This window comes from Aeromonas sp. BIGb0445 (assembly GCF_024809075.1).
GTDB lineage: Bacteria > Pseudomonadota > Gammaproteobacteria > Enterobacterales > Aeromonadaceae > Aeromonas > Aeromonas rivuli.
Map to the genome: position 1 here is coordinate 726,767 of NZ_JANUES010000001.1, position 16,159 is coordinate 742,925.

Sequence of the window (16,159 nt, forward strand, 5' to 3'; positions counted from 1 at the left end):
TGTTAACCACGACGCACGAAACGGCGCCAGAGGGCGAGCGGCAGTAGCCAGAACAGGTTGATGGCACCGCCCCCGCTGCTGTCCGCGGTGTCGAAATGGATGATGCCGTCCTTGGGCGGCGCCACCGGCTTGCCACATTGGGCGCCGACGCGCTGGCTGATGCTCCAGCCATTCAGGCGGCCCCGCTTGCCGGGGGCGTTGTCCACGACTTCCAGGGTCCACTTGCCCGACAAGGGTTCGCCGTTGAACAGGCTCAAGGGTTGCAGGGATTGCAGTTCGGTCGGGAAGACCCCCTTGAGACGGGGCAGCGGACTGTAGCCTTTGTCCCAGATCTGGACCCGGGTACCGGAGGGGGAGTTGAGCCAGATCTCCAGCTCGTCCAGGGCCTCGTGCTGCAAGTCCAGGGTCAGTTGCAACTGATCGCTCACCCTGGCATCGCTCTTTTCCAGCAGCAGATTGGTTTCGCTCAAGCCCTTCTCATCACTGCTGATGGCATCGTTGAGGGTCAGCGACTGGCCGCTTGCTCGGGCGACTACCGGGGTGCCGATGGGCAGGCTCAGCGGTTGCTGCCACTGGCGCTCGCTCGGACTGGCACCCGTCAGGGCGAGGGTGATGGGCACGTCCACCACGTCGCCACAGGCGAGCGGAGCCTGGGCCAGCAGTCGCAGGGTGGTGGTCATGAGGCCGCCTGGTGCCAGGGTGCTGCTCTGCCACTGAACCGGCTCGGCCTGCAGGCCGCCGGGCAGGGCCAGGGTCAGACTGTGCAGGGTCACTGGCGTGTTGCCGGGGTTGCTGAGGTTGAGTACTACCGACTGGCGCTCGCCGAGCTCGATGGCGCTGCCGTCGGCCAGAGCCATGCTGACCGGTGCCTGCAGCAGGCCGTGCTGACGGAATGCCTGTTCCAGCAGGCGACCATAGTGGCGCGCCGGATAGAGCCGCTCGGCCGTGTCCACCGTGAGGCGGGCCAGCTGTGGCATGCGAATGGCGGGTCCTAAGCCGAAGTGGGACTCGATGACGAGGCGATCAAACTCGTCTCGCGCCACCTCGCCATGTTCGGCGACGGCCGCCAGCAGAGCCTGGAACAGGGGGGTGCCCCACAGCTGATCACCGTTGCTGCCGTTGATGGTTCTGTGGGCCGGATAGTTGTAGTCCGGGTGATAGCGGGCGCGCAGATCGTCCAGCTGGCGCGGGGCCCGGTCGGTGAAGCGGGCATCCCAGTTGAACACCATGGCCGGTTCGAACTGGCGACCCGTCTCGCTGCGCTGACGATGACTGGCCGCCAGATAGTCGCTGAAGCCTTCACCTATGGCGCCCCAGTCACCCTCTTCCCCGAGATCCGGCACTATGTGGTGCTGCACCGCGTGACCAAACTCGTGCCAGACAACCATGGGGTCTTCGGCATCGGGCACGCCGCTGCGGCCCAGCTCTAGCCTGCGCTCGAACGGATCGTAGAGGGAGTTGTCCTGGAAGCCGGCATCGGTGTCGATGTCGAGGGCGCCAGGGATGAGGTCGGCAAAGCCGAGCGCCTTGAGGTGGCGCTGGGCCAGGTCCAGGTGGTAGTAGGCGTTGATGTCGGCGAAGCCCGGATCGTCCCGGGTCAGGCGAAATGCCTGAGCATTGTCGGCGCGGTAGGGCGCCGTGCTGGGCTCCATGGCATCCACCACCCGGGCATGGGGGCCGCTGAGCAGATAGTCGCTGCCCTGCAGGGTGACCGGCAGCGCCACCTTGTCCTGGTAGGCGGCATCGGCAAGTACCAGGGCGTCGTGCCAGATCAGGCTGGCATCTTGCAACTGGGTACGAGGATCCGGGTCGAATACCCGGGCCAAGACGGAGACATCCCCCGCATCGGGGGCCTGTAGCGCTGTGGTGGTGGCGATGTCGCCCCAGCGGCCGAGCTCCTCTGTGCCATCACAGCTGGCAAACAGCTGCACATAGGAGGCCTTGGCGTTGCCATCCTTGTGCTCACGAATGCGCTGGCGCAGGGCCGGCACCAGGGTCTCGCCATCGCGCCAGTACCAGGCCTCGACCACATTGAGGGTGTCAATCTGGGCACCGGCATCGCGCAGGCTGGTCAGCAAGGGATCCAGATTGCCACTGGCATCGCAGCCCGGCAGGCTGGTCTGGAGGGGGCGCAGGTTGTGGTAGAGGCGCCAGGGCTTGCCGGCGCTGTCTATGCTGACGGCCGCCTGGGTGGTGGCCACCGGCAGGCCGTTGACCAGCATGCGGAAGCTATGGTGGTGGCCGAGCAGGCTGGCCTTGTCGTAGTCGGGGGCCAGGGTCACACCGAGGCGAGCCTCCAGCCAGGCCTGGGGCGTGGCGGTCAGCGGCGCCTCATCGACAAATTGCAGCTCTGCCGCACAGAGGGGCTGGGCGAGCAGGGTCGCCGTCAGCCAGAGGGCCAGGGAAGAGGGTTTCATGGATGACTCCAAAACGGGATTGAAAGAGTGAGGCATGGCATCAGGGGGTGACCCCGGCCAGGTTGAGCAGGAAGGCATATTCGCGGGCGGCCTTCTGCTGCGCCGTGCCCGCGCTGGCCAGATGCCCGCCGTCGAGCTCGGTGCTGAGCAGATAGGGGCCGGCCGCGGTGCTCTGTTCCCGCAGACGGGCCATCCACTTCAGCGGCTCCCAGTAAGGCACCTGGCTGTCGTGCAGTCCGGCCGTCACATAGAGGGGCGGGTAGGGGGCCGCGTGCAGGTTGTCGTAGGGGCTCAGGCGGCGCATGGCTGCGTAGTCGGCGGTCTTGGCCGGGTTGCCCCACTCGGCATACTCCTGGCGGGTGAGCGGCAGTTCGGGATCGCTCATGGTGCCGAGCAAGTCGACGAAGGGGACCTGCAACAGGGCGCCAGCGAAGCGGGTAGGGGCCTGATTGAGCGCCGCCGCCACCAGCAGGCCGCCGGCGCTGCCGCCCATGGCGAACAGCCGGGCAGCGTCGATGGCGGGATCCCGCGCCAGGGCATCGGCGACGGCCAGGAAGTCATCCACGCTGTGCTGCTTGCGCTGACCCCGGCCGTCTTGATACCAGCCATCTCCCAGCAGACCGCCGCCGCGCACATGGGCGATGGCGTAGACGAAACCACGATCGAGCAGGCTCAACACCTGAGGCTGGTAGTAGGGGCGCATGGAGGTGCCATAGGCGCCATAGCCATAGAGCAGCAGCGCCTTGGGGGTCTTGATCTCTTTGCGCCACACCAGGGAGACCGGTACCCGGGCGCCATCCTTGCCCAGGACCCAGCGCCGTTCGCTCTGATAGGCAGAGGCCGTTGTCTGAGTGGCATCGCTCAGCCATTGCCCCGAGTCCAGATCCAGCCAGCGTTGGTGCGGGGCCTCGGCCATGCCCTGACGGCGGATCAACACGTGCTGGCTGGCCGGATCCTGAGCGCCCTGGATCCAGGCCGTACCCGCCCCTTCGGTGAGCGGCAGGCTGTGGCGCAGTTCGCCGTTGGCATCGAGCACATCGAGCCAGTCATCGCCATCCTTGCGGTATTGCAGCACGGTGTGATTGGCAAACAGGCGCCACTTCTCGAGGGTGCGGCCCTGACCCGGCCAACGCAGCTGCCACCTGCCTTGCCTCAGTTCGGCCAGGCTGCTGGCCTGGTAGAGGCCAAGCTCGCCATCCCGGTTGCTCTTGAGCAGCACCCGCTCGCCCAGGGTATCGAGGTAGTACTCCACACCGGGTTGGCGGGCCTTGAGCAGGGCGGCGCCACCATCATTCAGCAGGTATTGCTCCGAGCTGTTGTGGTTGTTGCTCTGCAAGATGAGGTGACGCTGGTCGGTGGTGCGATAGAGGCTGAGCAGCCAGGCGGCATCCATCTCCTGATGGATCAGCCGCTCCTTGCCCCCTTGCCAGGCCCACAGTTGCCAGGGGCGCAGGGTATTGCGCTCGTTGGCCAGGGTATAGAGGGTGCGACCATCCCGACTCCAGAGCAGATCGCTGGCGCGGTGATCCAGGGTGGTGAGGGTCTTGCCGCTCGCCAGATCCAGCAAGGTGATGCGGTAATCCCTGTCGCCACGGCTATCTTCGGCCAGCGCCAGCCAGCGCCCATCGGGATGCAGCGACCAGCTGGCGAGCTCGTAGTAGCCCTCCCCTGGTTGACGCGGGGCCAGCCGCTGGCGGGGGGTGGCCTGCTCATCGGTCCGCTGCCACAGGCTGCCGTCCGCTTTCATGCGCCACTGGCTGCCGGCCTCGGTCAGCCACTCCTCTGGTAGAGGCTCGCCCCGTTCTCTGGCCTGCCACTCGGTTTGCAGTTGCTGTGCCAGTGCTTGCTGGCCGCTGAGCTGGTGCTCGGTCCAGCGATTCTGCTCGCGCAGCAGCGTCAGCAATTCGGGGGAGCGGCGGCTGTCGTCACGCCAGCCGCCATAGGGATCGACCCGAGCAATCTCGCCCTGCATCAGCAAGGGGCGTTTGGGGATGGGGGGCGCTTCCTCAGAGGCCTGGGAGGCAGGGGCCGCCAGCAGGGCGGCCAGGATCAGTAGGTGCTGCATCAGATCCCCACGAAGGTGTAGCGCAGGCTGGCGCTCAGGGAGCGACCGGTCTGGGTGAACAGATCGGCATTGGTGCCCGCTTCCAGCCCGGCCACATCCTGATAGCGGGTGTAGCGGGTATCGAACAGGTTATCGAGCTTGAGGTTGACCTTGAGGGCATCGGTGATCAGCCAGTCGGCGGTCATGGCCACACTGAACCAGCCCGCGCTCTTGAGGCAGTCACTCTGGCTGCTGGTCAGGCTGCTGCCGCAGCTGGGCACCCGGCTCATGGCGGCGGCGTAGTCGGCCTGCACCCCGACGCTCCAGTCGTTGGCCTGATAGCTCAGGCGAGTGTTGCCCTCCAGCGGGGTGAGGGTGCGCAAGGCCTCGCCCTCGCTATCTTCCCCATCGACCCAGCCGAGCTTGGTGGCGAGCTCCCATTGCTGGGTCAGCCAGTAGCTGGCGGCCACTTCGGCGCCCCAGGTCTCGGCCTTGGCCACGTTGCGGTACTGGCGCAGGATGACGCCGTCGCGCAGCCGCAGCCCGACTTCACGCCAGTCGATGAAGTTGTAGTAACGGTTGTAGAAGAGCGCCGGTTTGATGCTCCAGTGCTCGCCCTCGCCTCCAAGGCCCCACTCGAAGCTGTGGCTGGTCTCTTCCTGCAGCTCGGTGTTGGCGATGATCTCGAACGGCGGCAGGGCAAAGTAGTGGGGGATGTTGCCGTACACCTTGTCATAGGAGGGGGCACGGAAACCGTTGGCGTAGCTGAGCCAGCTGCGCCACTGGTCGTTGAAGCGGTAGCTGGTGGCCAGGCTCGGGGAGATATGCCAGCTGTGGTTCTCGCCATTGCTGCCATCCAGCGGTTGTAGCCACTGATGATCCATGCGCAGGGTCGGGGTGAACTGCCACTGACCCAGGGTCGCCACGTCGCTGAGCCAGACCCCGGCCCGGTCGGTGCGGGCCCGGCTGAACGGCGCCGACTGCTGGGGCTGGGGCACGCCCGCCTCCAGACTCAGCTTGTCCACCGGTCGCTCATGGTTGGTGCGCTCCAGCTCCATGCCATAGCTCAACTTGTGGCCGAAGTCGCCGGTGGTCAGATCCCGGCGCACATCCAGCGCGCTGCCGATCCGCTCTTCGGTGAAGGTGGCCAGTTCCCGCTCGCTGCGATAGCGCGGGTAGCCGCTCAGCTCGTCGTTTTGCAGCAGGCTGCGCTTGTTGGCCGTGTTCTTGGCGTGGTTGCCATAGAGGTTCCAGGTGAACTGATCCGCCAGCAGGCTGTCGAGGCGGCTCGCCTCCCAGCTCAGCTTGCCGCCCTGGGTCTTTTGCGACGCATTCTCGCGGTACTCGCGTACCTGCCATTTGCCGTCGGGCTGGGGCACTTCGCGGGGTCCCTGATCCCGGTAGGCATTGTCCTCGAAGTAGTCGAGTTCGAGGCGCAGCAGGTGGTGCTCATTCAAGTCGAAACGGGAGCTGGTAGAGGCGCTGAGGCCGTCCAGATCCGCCGGGATGCGACTCTCGTCATAGTTGGCGGTCTCGTGTCCCTGCCAGCCGGAAACGCGCAGCAGGTGCTCGGTATCCAGCAGGCGGGCGGCGCCGGTGGCGCTCAGTTTTTGCTTGGCGCTGCTGCCATCGTGCAGGATCTTGCTGCTCAGATAGGCATCCTGGCCCTGCAGGTAGTCTTCCGGCTGCTTGGTGCTGATGACGATGGTGCCGCCGATGGCGTCGGAGCCGTGCAGGGAAGAGCCCGCCCCCTTGGCCACTTCGATCTGCTTGACGTCATCGAGATCGAAGCTGAAACGGCCCACCTTGTCGTTGAGATCATCGGCGCCGAAGCCATCGCTGACCCGCACCCCATCCTTGATGATCAATACCCGGTTGCCACCCATGCCGCGGATGATGATGTTTTGCGGCCGCCCGGCGGAGCCGGTCACCGAGACACCGGGTTCATTCTTGAACACGTCGGTGAGTTCGGTGGCCACCTGGCGATCCAGGTCCTCCTCGGTGATGACGGTGATGGAGCCCGAGACGTCGGACAGCTTCTGCTCTATCCGCTGGCCCTTGACCACTATGGTCTCGCGCGCCTTGAGGGTGGGATTGATGTCAGTGGCGTCGATCCTGGCCGGATCGCTGGCGGCCAGGGCTGTACCGGACAGCAGCATGGGCCAGTAGTGCAGTGGTGTTTTCATTGTTGATAATGATTATTATTTGAGCCTGAAAGGCGCGGATTATTGCAGACTCATTAGGGCAGATCAACAGTTGATAATAATTATCATTGCTATCGTACTGAATTGATATTATTGATATTTTTGACATTTATTCAATGAGGGGTGGTGCTGCTTGGTCTGATTGAAGAAGGCAGAGTGTGATAGCGATGCAACTCGGGGAGGTGAGAGACGAGACTGGTGGGAGGGGAGTTGGATTCCGTGCACATACGACAGAGCCCGCCATGAGGCGGGCTCTGTCGAGGGGGCTGGCTCAATCAGGGGGCGCGGTAGAAACGGTTCAGCTCGTTCATCACCTGGATCATGGCGCCCATGTCCGGAGTGCCGTGCTTGATCTGGCGATAACTGTCCCAGTCACGCAACTCGAAGTCACCCTGCTTGTTGAACTCAGTGATGGTCTTGTCCTGATAGATGGCAAAGTTCTGTTGATCGCCAGCCAGCAGCCAGTTGCGCTGGCCAGGATCGAACAGATTGCGGCCACTGCTGTAGTCGCGTTCAGGGTTGCGCACCCCCAGCATATTGGGCATCAGGGTGGGCACCAAATCCATATGGCTGGTACCCGTATCAATGTTTGCCGCGGCCTTGCCCGGCCAGGCCAGCACCAGAGGGACCTGCACCTGGTAACGGGAATAATTGGTTCCCGATCCCCAGCTGTTGCGATCCGTGTCGTTGAACTCCTGACCATGGTCGGAGGTGATCACCACTATGGTGTCATCGCTGAGCCCTTTTTGCTGCAACTCAGCCAGCATCTGTTCGAGCAGCTGATCGGCGTAGAAGACAGCGTTCTTGTAACGGTTCTCCAGCTTCTGGCGATTCTCGGCGCGATAGGCGGTGGCCGGATTGAACTTGGTCAGTTCGGGCTGGAAGGGGCCCTTGATCTCGGCGGGTAGCTGATAGGCACCCGGGCTGGATAGATAGACAAACGAGAACCATGGTCTGTCGTTCGGGCGCTCACCCAGCCACTGTTGCCAGTCTGCAACCAGCTTGCCATCATCCTGCTGGCGGGAGACAAACACCTGCTTGCGCAGGCCGGCGAGTATGCTCCGGCGATACTTATCGGCATCATCAAGGGAGCCAAACAGACCGAATTCGTAATCCTGGCGCAGCATCTCATCCAGCAGCACTGGCGGGGTCTTGTCGAGGCGGATGTCGTTGTAGTAGTGACCGGGCAGGCCATAAAACAGGCTGAACATGCCCATCACATCGTCGTTGCCGCCGCTCAGGTGCTGACGGAAGTTGAGGTGCTGGTCTGCATAGCGTTGCAGATTGGGCATATTGATGCTGTTGAGCATGTCATAGCGCAGCGAGTCCACCACCACGATCAGCAGATTTTGATGATTGCTGGGCGCATTGACGCTGAGCGGGCGCAGCGGATAGCGCAGCCGGCTCTCGCCATCCCCATCCTGGGACTGGGCCTCTTTCTCGTACTGATCCAGGTCCAGCCAGCCATGCTTGGCCAGGAAGCTCTTGGCGGTCATGGGGTAGGAGAGCGGGAAGTTTGCCTTCTGCATGGTGATGGGCTGATACAGGGTCGCATCTGCCCAGCTGTTGACCACGTGGGTCAGGATAAAGCAGCCGAGCAGGGCCAGGCCCACATGGCTGCCATACTGACGGCGCTTGCGCTTGTTGATCTTGCGCCACACATAGGCCGACAGCAGCAGTTGCAGCAGGAAGATGGTCGGCACCGCCACGAAGATGATGCTCCAGATAGAGCCTTGCTCCGTCTGGGCTTGCTCCAATAGCAGCTGCCATACCTGCCCATTGAGATGGAACTTGAACAGCCGGAACACCTGGGTGTCGATGAGCAAGAGCACCAGCGCCAGGGTCGCCACTATGGCCGAGACGAACCTCAGTGCCTTCTCTTTGGGAAGCACGAAACTCAGGGGGAATATGGTCAGCAGATAGGTGACGAAACTCAGGAAGGAGAAGTGGCCTATCCAGCTGATGATGAGATAGACGATCCCGAGGGTCGTCGATGGCCAGCTGATGGCACCCAGATAGCGGGTGGCGATCAGCATGGCCAGGATGATGTTGAAGAAGGAGAACCAATGCCCCCAGGTGATCAGGCGGGAAACGTTATCACGATAGGGGTTGCCGGTTTCGACCATAGTGATCCATCTACTTGAAAAACATCAAAGAATGCGGAGAAACTCAGTGAGCATCGCGACGGTGATCCACCGAGGCAGTGAGCGCCTGGATGTATTTTTCGGTGATCGCCTGACGCTGGGCCGGGGCCATACCATTGATGATATTGGTGGTCAGGTTGCCAAGCACCATCAGACTGAGATCCACCGGCGCCTTGTGTTTTTCCAGGGCGGTGATCAGGTCGTTCATCAGGGCGTCAAACTGCTCGTTATTGTACTTTGATACGATGGGCATAATCTTCAGTTCATCTCAGTTCAAAGCGACTTATAATACTCCACCCTTTCGGCTAACACTATGGCTTTGTGACATGAGTCTCGATATCGACAAGATCATTCTTCACTCCCTGCGCAGTGGCAGCGACGGTCAGCCCCAGGCCGATACCCGCAGCCAGACCCTGACCCCCGACGAGGCCGTTCAGGGGCTGATGGCGGAGCTGCATCGCATCTATAACGGCAAAGGCGGCAAAGGATTTGGTTACTTCGCCGAGGGCGAGGAGGGGGCAGAGGCGGCCGAGGCGGCCGAGGGGGATGATGCCCCCAAACCGGCCTCTCCACTGTTTCGCATCGCCCTCGAACAACTGCTCGCCGGACAGAGCGACTTCGTCCCCTTCTCGGTCTCCATGACCCAGCACCTGGTCAAGACCCTGGTCGACCATGCTCTGGATGAACAAGGGGTACTGCTGTTTGCCAAATACAACTATGTGGGGGTCGACTATCTGCTGGTCGCCCTGCTGGAGGGCAAGGAGAGCGTGACGGTGAGTGAAGCCCTCGAGCTCAGCCATATCCAGTATCTGGATATCGGCAAACTCAATCTGGTGGCGCGTATCGATCTGACCGAATGGAAGACTCAGCCCGAGTCGCGTCGGTATATCACCTTCAGCAAGGGGCGGGTTGGCCGCAAGTTGGGGGATTTCTTCCTCGACTTATTAGGTGCCCGTGAAGGCATGGATGCCAAGCTGCAAAATAAAGGGTTATTGCAGGCGGTAGAGGATTATTGCGCCACTCAGCAGCTTGAGCCGCAAGAGCGCAACGATTACAAGAAGCAGGTCTTCAAATATTGCACCGAACAGGCCAGTGCCGGTGAAGAGATCGAGATCCGTGAACTCTCGGCGGAATTACCCGGCGATAACGACCTCGATTTCTATAGCTTTATTGGCAAGGAATATGAGTTGGAGGATCGCTTCCCACCAGACAGATCCACCCTGCGGGGGCTGACCAAGTTCGTCGGCTCCGGTGGCGGTCTGACCCTGAGTTTTGAACAGAAGCTGCTGGGCAGCCGGGTCTTCTATGATCCCCAAACCGACACCCTGACTATCCGCGGCGTGCCGCCCAATTTGAAGGATCAGCTGACCCGATCGTCATAATGTGATCCAACCCGGGTTTCTGGTAAAAAGGCACCGCAGTTCGCTGCGGTGCCTTTTTATTTGGCGGGCGGGGGAGGCAAGAAACTGACCAAGTGCTTTAGTTAGCAAATTAAACAATGAATCAACGATGAAAGGGTTTTCATGAGAGTGAAAACCCTTTCATTTATGTAATTATGTTTCAGTAAGGTAACTTAATTTCTCCAATGGTCAGAAATAATGGCCATAAAATGCGATAACCCCCTGAAACAAGAAAATGTTTTCAGAACTTTCCGGAAGGAAATACGTAATTGCATTTCAAAAATGCGAGTTGCGTCATGTGAGGCATCTGAGGCTTGGGATAATATTCATCCCGCACACAATGCTCTTGCAGCGCGGAACAACAACAAGGAAAGGCTCATGAAAAAGACATTACTCTCCTCTCTGATTGGTTTGGCTACCCTGGGTGTGGCTTGCACTGCCACCGCCGCCATTGATGAGGGTCAGCTGACGATCTGGATCAACGGTGACAAGGGATATAACGGTCTGGCCGAAGTGGGTAAGAAATTTGAAGCCGAAACCGGCATCAAGGTGACAGTGGCTCACCCGGATCAGGTTGAGGTGAAATTCCAGCAAGCGGCCGCGACCGGCAACGGTCCGGACATCTTCCTGTGGGCCCATGACCGCTACGGCGAATGGGTCAAGTCAGGCCTGCTGGTGCCCGTGACCCCGAATGCCGACGAGAAAGCCAAGTTCGAACAGTTTGCCTGGGATGCCATGTCTGTTGATGGCAAGACCTACGGTTATCCGGTCGCTGTCGAAGCCGTGAGCCTGATCTATAACAAAGACCTGCTGCCAGAGCCGCCCAAGACCTTCGAAGAGATCGCCAAGATCGACGAGACCCTCAAGAAGGATGGCAAGCGCGCCATCATGTGGGCCTACGACACTCCTTACTTCAGCTACCCGCTGGTGGCTGCCAATGGGGGTTATGCCTTCAAGAAGACCGCGACCGGTTATGACGTCAAGGATACCGGCGTGAACAACGCGGGTGCCAAGGCGGGGGTGGGCTACATCGCCGACATGATCAAGTCCGGTCACCTGGAGAAGGGTATCGACTACGGCGTCATGGATGCGAAATTCAACAAAGGTGAAGTGGCCATGATGATCAATGGTCCCTGGGCCTGGAGCAACCTGGACAAGAGCGGCATCAAGTACGGCGTTGCGCCGCTGCCGACCCTGAACGGCAAACCGGCCAAGGCCTTCGTTGGCGTACTGGGTGCCACCATCAACGCCGCCAGCCCGAACAAGGATCTGGCCGTCGAGTTCCTGGAGAACTACCTGCTGACCGACAAGGGTCTGGCCGCAGTGAATGCTGACAAGCCCCTCGGCGCCGTGGCCCTCAAGTCCTTCCAGAAGACCCTGGAGTCTGATGCCAACATCAAAGCCACCATGATGAACGCCCAGAATGGTGAGCCGATGCCGTCCGTGCCCGAGATGAGCCGTTTCTGGTCTTCCTTTGAAACTGCCCTCAAGAACGTGACGTCCGGTCGTCAAGGCGTTGACGAAGCCCTGGATACCGCTGCCAAGCGTATCGTTCAGTAAGTATCTACCAGGGAGGCCCGCGGGCCTCCCACCTCTTCTTTCCTTGGCGTAATAAGGTTAATTGGCATGGAAGTAGTACCTTCTCTCGAATCCTATGCCGGTCCCAATGACAAGCACACCTGGCTTAAGTGGACCATGGCGGCGCTGATTGCCGTGCTCAACGGCTATGCGGCCGTGATGATGTATGCCAGTGGCGAGTGGGTGTTTGCCTTGCTCGATCTGCTGGTGGTCTCCGTTGGCCTCTATGTCTTCATGAACAAGAAGACCTATGCACACCGTTACATCTTCCCGGGTGTGGCAGGCATGGTGGTCTTCATCATATTCCCGCTGGCTTACACCATAGGGATAGCGTTTACCAACTATTCAGGCGCGAACTTGCTCTCGGTCGAGCAGGCGCGCAATTACCATCTCAAGAAGAGCTACAAGGTCGCCGGTGGCGAGTTTGATTTCACGCTGCTCAAGGGTGAGAACAACCAGTATCAGCTGCTGCTCACTCAGGATGGTCGCCATTTTGTCAGCCCGCAGATGACGCTGATGGACAACAAGGCGCGTAGCCTGGCCGCGGGGCAAGGCCCGGTGAACGGTGCCGAGCAACAGGTCACACTGAGCCCCCTCGAAGGGGAGCCTGGCCTGCCGGCAGCGCCGATCCGCGAGATCATCGCCCACAAGACCCATCTCTCCGAGCTGGATCTGCTGCTGCCCGAAGGCGGCATACAGCTCACCATGAGCAGCCTGCGCAAGTTTGCCGCGCAAAAGCCGCTCTATACCCAGTTGGTTGATGGCGCCGTGCTGAAATCCGGGGTGATGCTCAAGGAGAGCAATCTGCTGCGTGATAACCAGAGTGGCGAGCTGATGATGCCCAATACAGAGACGGGTTTTTATCAGTACATCGACGAGCAGGGCCACTTTGTCGGCAAGAGCGTGGCGCCAGGCTTCGTGGTCGCAGTGGGCTGGAAGAACTTCACCCGCATCCTCACCGATCCGGGTATCCAGGGACCCTTCTTCCAGATCTTCATCTGGACCGTCATCTTCTCCACCTGCTCTGTGGTGCTGACCCTGGCCATCGGCATGGTCGTCGCCTGCCTGGTACAGTGGGAGCAGCTCAAAGGACGGGGATTTTATCGGGTCATGCTGATCCTGCCCTACGCCATCCCGGCGTTCATCTCCATCCTGGTGTTCAAGGGCTTGTTCAACCAGAACTTCGGTGAGATCAACCTCTTCCTAGAAGCGGCATTCGGCATCAAACCGGACTGGTACACCAGCCCCTTCCTGGCCAAGACGATGATCCTCATCGTCAATACCTGGCTCGGCTACCCCTACATGATGATCCTCTGCATGGGGCTGCTCAAAGCCATCCCGGAAGATCTCTATGAGGCGTCCGCCATGGACGGCGCCGGCCCGGTGCAGAACTTCTTCAAGATCACGGTACCGCTGTTGATGAAGCCGCTCACCCCGCTGCTGATTGCCTCCTTTGCCTTCAACTTCAATAACTTCGTGTTAATCCAGTTGTTGACCAATGGTGCGCCGGACATCATAGGCGCCAGTACCCCGGCCGGCACCACGGACTTGCTGGTGAGCTACACCTACCGGATCGCGTTCCAGGGATCGGGTGGCCAGGACTACGGTCTGGCCAGCGCCATCGCCACCGCCATCTTCCTGATTGTCGGGGCCCTGGCACTGCTCAACCTCAAGCTTTCCAAAGCTGATCAACTGTAAGGGGAGCTATATGGCTATCGTACAACCTAAATCTGTCAAGTACCGGGTGTGGGCCACTCACCTGGTGATGTGGGGCTTCCTGGCAGTGATCATCTTCCCGCTGATCATGGTCATCGCCATCTCGTTTCGAAACGGCAACTTCTCGGTGGGGGAGATCATCCCCTCCAACCCCACGCTTGATCACTGGAAGCTGGCGCTGGGCATGACCATCACCAACGCCGATGGCAGTGTGACACCGCCTCCCTTCCCGGTACTGACCTGGCTGTGGAACTCCATCAAGGTGGCCGGCATCACGGCGCTGATGATAGTGGTGCTCTCCACCACCTGCGCCTATGCCTTTGCCCGCCTGCGTTTTCGCGGCAAGCAAACCATCTTGAAGGGCATGCTGATCTTCCAGATGTTCCCGGCGGTGCTGGCGCTGGTCGCCATCTATGCGCTGTTCAACAAGATAGGGGAGTACATTCCCTGGCTTGGCCTCAACACCCACGGTGGCCTGATCCTGGCCTACATGGGGGGCATAGCGCTGCACGTGTGGACCATCAAGGGTTACTTCGAGACCATCGACTCCTCCCTGGAGGAGGCGGCGGCCATCGACGGCGCCACTCCCTGGCAGGCGTTCAGGTTGATCCTGCTGCCCCTGTCGGTACCCATATTGGCGGTGGTGTTCATCCTCTCCTTCATCGGTGCCATTACCGAGGTGCCCATGGCCTCCATCCTGCTGCAGGATGTGAACAACCTGACCCTGGCGGTCGGTGCCCAGCAGTACCTCTATCCACAGAACTACCTGTGGGGTGACTTCGCCGCAGCTGCCGTGCTATCCGGCCTGCCCATCACCCTGGTGTTCTTGCTGGCTCAGCGTTGGCTGGTCGGTGGCCTGACAGCCGGTGGCGTCAAGGGCTGATGTTTTATGGCAGGGAGAGACATCTCCCCGCTATCACGATTTGCACAGATTCAAGAGCGGAGCTCGTCATGGCTGAAGTAGTACTCAACAACGTTCGCAAGAATTACGACCCGGCTGTCCACAAGGACACGCTGCGCAATATCAATCTCTCCATCAAGGAGGGAGAGTTCATCGTCTTCGTCGGCCCGTCCGGCTGCGGCAAATCGACCCTGCTGCGGATGATCGCGGGCCTTGAGGACATCACCAGCGGCGAGCTGACCATAGGGGGTCGTTACATGAACGACGTGCCGCCGGTGGAGCGCAACGTCGGCATGGTGTTCCAGTCCTACGCCCTCTACCCGCACATGAACATCTACGAGAACATGGCCTTTGGCCTCAAGATCAAGAAGATGGGCAAGGACGATATTCACAAGCGGGTGATGCGTGCCGCCGAGATCCTCGGCCTGGAGCCTCTGCTTGAGCGCAAACCCAAGGCGCTCTCCGGCGGTCAGCGCCAGCGGGTCGCCATCGGTCGCTCCATCGTCCAGCAGCCTCAGGTATTCCTGTTCGATGAGCCGCTCTCCAACCTGGATGCCGCCCTGCGGGTCAAGATGCGCATCGAGATAGCCAAGCTGCACAAGGAGCTCAACTCCACCATCATCTATGTGACCCACGATCAGATTGAGGCCATGACCCTCGCCAATCGCATCGTGGTGTTGAGCCCGCTCAAGGGGGAGGCAACCAGCAATCTGGAGCAGTTCGGTACGCCGCTGGATCTCTACCACAACCCGGACAACAAGTTCGTGGCAGGCTTCATCGGCTCACCCAAGATGAACTTCCTCAGCGGCGAGCTGGCCGAGATCGGCGAGCAGGAGTGTCTGATCAAGCTGGTGTCGGGGGATAGGGTGCGTGCTCGCGTCGATGCCCGTCGCGCTGCCGTCGGTGACAAGGTGGAACTGGGGGTGCGTCCCGAGCACCTGGTGACCCTGGATCACCCCCATGCACACAGCAAGGTCACCGGGCAGGTGCAGGTCGCTGAACACCTGGGCGCCGAGTCCTTCATCTACATGGACGTGGAAGGCCATGATTTTACCGTCAAGGCCAATGCGGACATCGAGGTGAGCAGCGGTCAATCCTACAGCGTCGGCATCCCGGCCGAGGCCTGCTACCTGTTCGATAGCAAGGAGCAGGCTTTCCCCCGTACAGCCAAATACATTCGTGGTTGACCATCAGCCCGGAGGGGCCAGGGGTTTCCTGGCCTGACTTTTCATGCAATGCCTTTTGCCGGTCGTGAGACCGGCTTTTTATTGGCACAGGGATTCAGGGGGGATCACAGCTTAGGGTCGGCGGCTTTGCCTCTGCCTTGGGGCGGCTCTGCTGCGGTTGCCTGGGCGGCATTGGCCGGTAGCTCGGCAGGCACCCCTTTAGGACGCGAGGCTGCTTTAGCGGCAGGTTTTTCCGATGTTGTTTTCTTTGCCGGTGCTGTGCGGGCGGCAGGTGTTGCCGCTGCCGTTTTCTTTGCTGGGACTGCGTTGGCGGCAGGTTTTGCCGATGTTGTTTTCTTTGCCTGGGCTGCTTTAGCGGCAGGTGTTACCGCTGTTGTTTTCTTTGCCGGGGCTGCGTTGGCGGCAGGTTTTGCCGATGTTGTTTTCTTTGCCGGGGCTGCGTTGGCGGCAGGTTTTGCCGATGCTGTTTTCTTTGCAGGGACTGCGTTGGCAGCAGGTTTTACCGATGTTGTTTTCTTTGCCGGGGTTGCGTTGGTCGGGGCGGCGGTAATCGATGGCACTGTCGCCG

At 60.7% G+C, this 16,159-nt stretch carries 10 protein-coding genes; 5 read left to right on the forward strand and 5 right to left on the reverse strand.

The genetic code is table 11. The features are described 5' to 3' along the window. Nucleotides 1–2 precede the first annotated feature (2 nt). The 5 genes from M2367_RS03345 to M2367_RS03365 form a co-directional block, all read right to left on the reverse strand. Nucleotides 3–2,417: a proprotein convertase P-domain-containing protein gene (locus tag M2367_RS03345; protein WP_259235767.1), complete on the reverse strand. Its 2,415-nt coding sequence runs from the start codon at nucleotides 2,415–2,417 to the stop codon at nucleotides 3–5. Between the two features lie 40 nt (nucleotides 2,418–2,457). Next, a complete protein-coding gene (locus tag M2367_RS03350; protein WP_259235768.1) occupies nucleotides 2,458–4,482 on the reverse strand; it encodes a prolyl oligopeptidase family serine peptidase in 2,025 nt (674 codons plus the stop codon). Next, nucleotides 4,482–6,647: a TonB-dependent hemoglobin/transferrin/lactoferrin family receptor gene (locus M2367_RS03355; protein ID WP_259235769.1), complete on the reverse strand. Its 2,166-nt coding sequence runs from the start codon at nucleotides 6,645–6,647 to the stop codon at nucleotides 4,482–4,484. Before M2367_RS03355 ends, M2367_RS03350 begins: the two co-directional genes overlap by 1 nt. Before the next feature lie 293 nt (nucleotides 6,648–6,940). Next, the gene (locus M2367_RS03360; RefSeq protein ID WP_042043460.1) at nucleotides 6,941–8,791 is read right to left on the reverse strand and encodes a DUF3413 domain-containing protein; all 1,851 of its coding nucleotides are present in this window, start codon (nucleotides 8,789–8,791) and stop codon (nucleotides 6,941–6,943) included. Nucleotides 8,792–8,834: 43 nt separating this feature from the next. After that, the gene (locus M2367_RS03365) at nucleotides 8,835–9,062 is read right to left on the reverse strand and encodes a DUF1414 domain-containing protein (protein WP_005901622.1); all 228 of its coding nucleotides are present in this window, start codon (nucleotides 9,060–9,062) and stop codon (nucleotides 8,835–8,837) included. Nucleotides 9,063–9,135: 73 nt separating this feature from the next. Between M2367_RS03365 and yejK the strand changes: the two genes are divergently transcribed. From yejK to M2367_RS03390, 5 genes are all read left to right on the forward strand, one after another. Continuing rightward, entirely contained in the window at nucleotides 9,136–10,191 is a 1,056-nt protein-coding gene (yejK, locus tag M2367_RS03370) for a nucleoid-associated protein YejK (protein ID WP_259235770.1), read from the forward strand. Between the two features lie 396 nt (nucleotides 10,192–10,587). Next, nucleotides 10,588–11,769, forward strand: a complete 1,182-nt coding sequence (gene malE, locus M2367_RS03375) for a maltose/maltodextrin ABC transporter substrate-binding protein MalE (RefSeq protein ID WP_042043462.1) — start codon at nucleotides 10,588–10,590, stop codon at nucleotides 11,767–11,769. Between the two features lie 66 nt (nucleotides 11,770–11,835). Continuing rightward, a complete protein-coding gene (gene malF, locus M2367_RS03380) occupies nucleotides 11,836–13,485 on the forward strand; it encodes a maltose ABC transporter permease MalF (protein WP_259235771.1) in 1,650 nt (549 codons plus the stop codon). 10 nt (nucleotides 13,486–13,495) lie between these two features. Further along, complete coding sequence (malG, locus tag M2367_RS03385) at nucleotides 13,496–14,386, forward strand: maltose ABC transporter permease MalG (protein ID WP_042043465.1); 891 nt, start codon at nucleotides 13,496–13,498, stop codon at nucleotides 14,384–14,386. A 68-nt stretch (nucleotides 14,387–14,454) separates the two neighbouring features. Further along, nucleotides 14,455–15,591 carry an ABC transporter ATP-binding protein gene (locus M2367_RS03390; protein WP_042043466.1) on the forward strand — a complete coding sequence of 379 codons (1,137 nt, stop codon included), beginning with the start codon at nucleotides 14,455–14,457 and terminating at the stop codon, nucleotides 15,589–15,591. Nucleotides 15,592–16,159 lie beyond the last annotated feature (568 nt).

What these genes read in the sequence shown, in the direction of transcription:
- M2367_RS03360 (WP_042043460.1), bottom strand. Translation starts at nt 8,791, where the DNA reads ATGGTCGAAACCGGCAACCCCTATCGTGATAACGTTTCCCGCCTGATC.
- M2367_RS03350 (WP_259235768.1), bottom strand. Translation starts at nt 4,482, where the DNA reads ATGCAGCACCTACTGATCCTGGCCGCCCTGCTGGCGGCCCCTGCCTCC.
- M2367_RS03365 (WP_005901622.1), bottom strand. Translation starts at nt 9,062, where the DNA reads ATGCCCATCGTATCAAAGTACAATAACGAGCAGTTTGACGCCCTGATG.
- M2367_RS03355 (WP_259235769.1), bottom strand. Translation starts at nt 6,647, where the DNA reads ATGAAAACACCACTGCACTACTGGCCCATGCTGCTGTCCGGTACAGCC.
- M2367_RS03390 (WP_042043466.1), top strand. Translation starts at nt 14,455, where the DNA reads ATGGCTGAAGTAGTACTCAACAACGTTCGCAAGAATTACGACCCGGCT.
- yejK (WP_259235770.1), top strand. Translation starts at nt 9,136, where the DNA reads ATGAGTCTCGATATCGACAAGATCATTCTTCACTCCCTGCGCAGTGGC.
- malF (WP_259235771.1), top strand. Translation starts at nt 11,836, where the DNA reads ATGGAAGTAGTACCTTCTCTCGAATCCTATGCCGGTCCCAATGACAAG.
- malG (WP_042043465.1), top strand. Translation starts at nt 13,496, where the DNA reads ATGGCTATCGTACAACCTAAATCTGTCAAGTACCGGGTGTGGGCCACT.
- M2367_RS03345 (WP_259235767.1), bottom strand. Translation starts at nt 2,417, where the DNA reads ATGAAACCCTCTTCCCTGGCCCTCTGGCTGACGGCGACCCTGCTCGCC.
- malE (WP_042043462.1), top strand. Translation starts at nt 10,588, where the DNA reads ATGAAAAAGACATTACTCTCCTCTCTGATTGGTTTGGCTACCCTGGGT.